This is a genomic window from Moorena sp. SIO2C4, assembly GCF_010672485.1.
GTDB lineage: Bacteria > Cyanobacteriota > Cyanobacteriia > Cyanobacteriales > Coleofasciculaceae > Moorena > Moorena producens.
In genome coordinates this window covers 1-3,281 of the sequence record NZ_JAAHGN010000877.1, presented here as the reverse complement: position 1 = coordinate 3,281, position 3,281 = coordinate 1, and the positions used below count along the sequence as shown (strand labels likewise).

The following is a 3,281-nucleotide window of genomic DNA, read 5'->3' as shown; positions in this document are numbered from 1 at the left end:
TGTTTAACGTCTGGGGTAATTTTATTATAACATAAAAAATTTTCTATTATAACATATTTTGAAAATATTTGTAACAAATTTTGGAGGGAACAGGGAACAGGGAATAGGGAATAGGGAATAGGGAATAGGGAATAGGGAATAGAGACTCAATTGAGAATTTCTAGATATAAAAAAACCAGCCATTGAGAGGGGCTGGTGATACTTGCTGTGTTGGGAGGAGAAAACCTAGGGCCAATACGCTTACAGTGTGCCTTTATCCTTGGCTGTGAGGTCAAGGTTTCAAGGACGTAGTGATCCTTGGGTAATCAGTTATGTAAACAAATGTAACGAATATTTAGGAATAACGCAACATTTCTTAATGTTTTTTTCGGGAGTCGGGAATCGGGAGTGTGGGGAGTGTGGGAAGTGTGGGGCGCGGGCGCGGGGAGATCGGGAGATGGGGGAGATTTTTATTAAGGGTAATTGTCATAAAATGATATTAGCTTTCTATGACCGAAGAGTGTTTTTGCATCCATTGAAATGCACCCTAGAAACTGACGGCTGACCGCTGACCGCTTACCGCTTACCGCTTACATTTTATTCTTCACTTTTCCGGTTCAATTAAAATAGTTTTTGGTTGCTCAACATCAAATAGGGAAGCGGACAGAAGAATAACTGGTTTGTTTGTTTTGTTTTCACCATAGTGAACCATTCCGCTCGATTCAACTAGAGAATCTCCAACCGTTAGTTGTGTAGTTTGCCCTGCTTGCAGAATTAATTCTTTGCCATTAGCTTTCCTTACTTTAGCCTCTCCTTTCACAACAGTAAACGTTAACGTGCCAGCCTCTACTAGTGCAATTTGCATGCCGGTATGAGTATGAGTAGGCAGTTTTGTTCTGGGTTTGATGGTATGGCGAATAAGTTCCAGAATTTCCTTTTTTTCTTGAGTCGGATAACCACTGCCTAAAACGTCACTTGTAACCGATTGAGTGTAACTATTGGGTGAGGAGGTTTCTTGACTGTTAACAACTACACATCCAAAAGCTAGGATGGCTAATGGTAAAATTATAGACAGTTTTTTCATACTATAGTGTTTGGATTTTGGTTGTGAATACATGAACTAGAAACATGGTCTAGCAACTATCATCCCAGTGATTGATCCGTTCTGCGACCCTGCCGACCCTACATCTATATCAACCCCATCCGATGGTGGGCAGTGTCTAGAAACTATCATCCCAGTAATTGATCCGGTCTGTTCACTCCCTACATCAACCCCATCCGATGGTGGGCTGCTCTACTATTCCGATGATGGGCAGTGTTTAACCCAGCACCTTACGCAACTATGGTGGGCAGTGTATAGCAACTATCCTCGCAGTGATTAATCGAGTCTGATACACTGCCCACCCTACATCAACTATTCCGATGCTGGGCTGCTCTACTATTCCGATGGTGGGCAGTGTTTAACCCAGTGGTGCGTTACGGGGGGGACTTTCCCAAGGCTGGCTACGAGGTTGAAAATGACGGCGAGCCCCCCTAACGCACCCTACGCAACTATGGTGGGCAGTGTATAGCAACTATCCTCGCAGTGATTAATCGAGTCTGATACACTGCCCACCCTACATCTACTATTCCGATTCCCGATTCCCGATTCCCGATTCCCGTTCCCCTCCTGGGAGGGGTTAGGGGTGGGTTCCGATTCCCAATTCCCTAGTAATTTCAGGCTCCCACTTGGGAAATCAGATAAGCGCCGGATAGGGCTGCTACTGTGGCGAGGATGGTAATCCAAATGGGATAGTAGCTGCGAATTGGTTTATCTCCTTCGATACTGATGGTTTCAATATCAATCCAGGGATTAACACCCCGGCGAAACCAACCGGTGACGATTACGGTCTGGTTAACTAAATTACTAACACGGGTGGGTTGAGGTAGGATATTACCTAGTGGTCCGAGATAGGAACAGTAGTTTAGTCTGACTAAACCTGTCGAGGTTTGTAATATTAAATCTTGTCCGAGCCAATTGCGTAATCCCGAACGTCCTAATAGTTTTCCGCTTAAGAGAACAGGACGACTATCGGGAGGTAGAGTAGCGTTAGTGGCGAAATAATCTCCTAAGTCGGGGTCAGTACCGATATTGGTAGGTTTGAGGTCGGGAAAGTAATTATTAATCCAGAGAAAGACACTGATACTAAAGGCAATTAAGATACAAGCATCGATAAAGGAATTGGCGTTATGTAGCCAAATTAACTGCCAAATGTCGAACATGTCAGACAGTTTACCAATCATCCAAAGTATCCCTCTTAATGCTGCGCCCATAATTACGCCAAAAATTAGGGTACTTTGTAGCAGGGGTAAGGCTTTGTAACTGTTGCTGAGTTTAGAGAAAAATTCAGCTCGATTGCGACTGGCAGGAATTAAAGCTGGTAAATCTAGTTCGGCATGAAGCTTGAGAAAGTGGGCGTAGCGCTTAGGTAAATGTAAACGTTCTCCGAGTAGGGGATGGGCAGAGTTGATGATTAACCAGTAGCGGTAGGGATTAGTACAGTCCCATTTCAAGATGTCTTCAAAGGGGGTGGTGGGGGAAAAACTGCCGATAACCATGGCTTGCTGATAACCGACGGGGAGTAAGACATCAAAGCTTTCTAATAGCCCACTGGTTTGGCCGGAAATTTGGATGTCTTCGCTTATCCCTAGGGCAATTTTTAGTAAGGCGCGGGTCAAGCCATTGGGATTACCTGTGGTTGAGATGGCGATGCGATCGCTATAGTAAACCCTAGCTCTAGATAACCATAGCAGGGGTAAGCTCAATACCCAATAAATGCTGTAACTGAGGGAAGCAACAGTACCAGTAATTCCTAAAAGGATTGCGCTTAACCATCCCCTAGCACCAGGTAATTTAACTAGCAGTAATTCCTTTAGCTTCTCTGCCCACTGAGGGATTTGCCAATAGATAGTGTAAGGGATTTGAATAATTAGTACCCCTAGGGACATCAAGATGAAATCCCGATTGATAATATGTCCTAGCTGACCGGCGTAGATGTTGGCAATTTCATCATCTTTGAGCTGGTCTAATAATCCCTGACTAACTACAATCCGAGCAGTGCGAGGTAAGTTACCATAGGTCAGGGCTACGGTGGCGTCTGTGGGTAAGACTTTTAAGCTCGGTAAGGGCAGACGACGTTTGCGGCAAACCTTTTGTATAACTTTAGCGGATTCTGGATGGCGGGAAGCTAGTTGGGTCAAGGATAGGGCTTCAAGACCATGAAACTGCTTTAGCAATCCATCCATTAACCAGGGCGATAGGA

2 protein-coding genes are annotated in these 3,281 nt (G+C 44.6%); both read right to left on the bottom strand.

Translation table 11 applies throughout. The features are described 5' to 3' along the window. Positions 1 to 583 precede the first annotated feature (583 nt). A complete protein-coding gene (locus F6K20_RS30695; protein ID WP_131827237.1) occupies positions 584 to 1,063 on the bottom strand; it encodes a cupin domain-containing protein in 480 nt (159 codons plus the stop codon). 632 nt (positions 1,064 to 1,695) lie between these two features. Beyond that, positions 1,696 to 3,281 (bottom strand): M48 family metalloprotease (locus F6K20_RS30690; protein ID WP_287297241.1); only part of this gene is annotated, 1,586 nt, incomplete at its 5' end.

Bases quoted from the DNA above. Each gene is read 5' to 3' on its own strand.
- F6K20_RS30695 (WP_131827237.1), bottom strand. From the start codon at position 1,063: ATGAAAAAACTGTCTATAATTTTACCATTAGCCATCCTAGCTTTTGGA.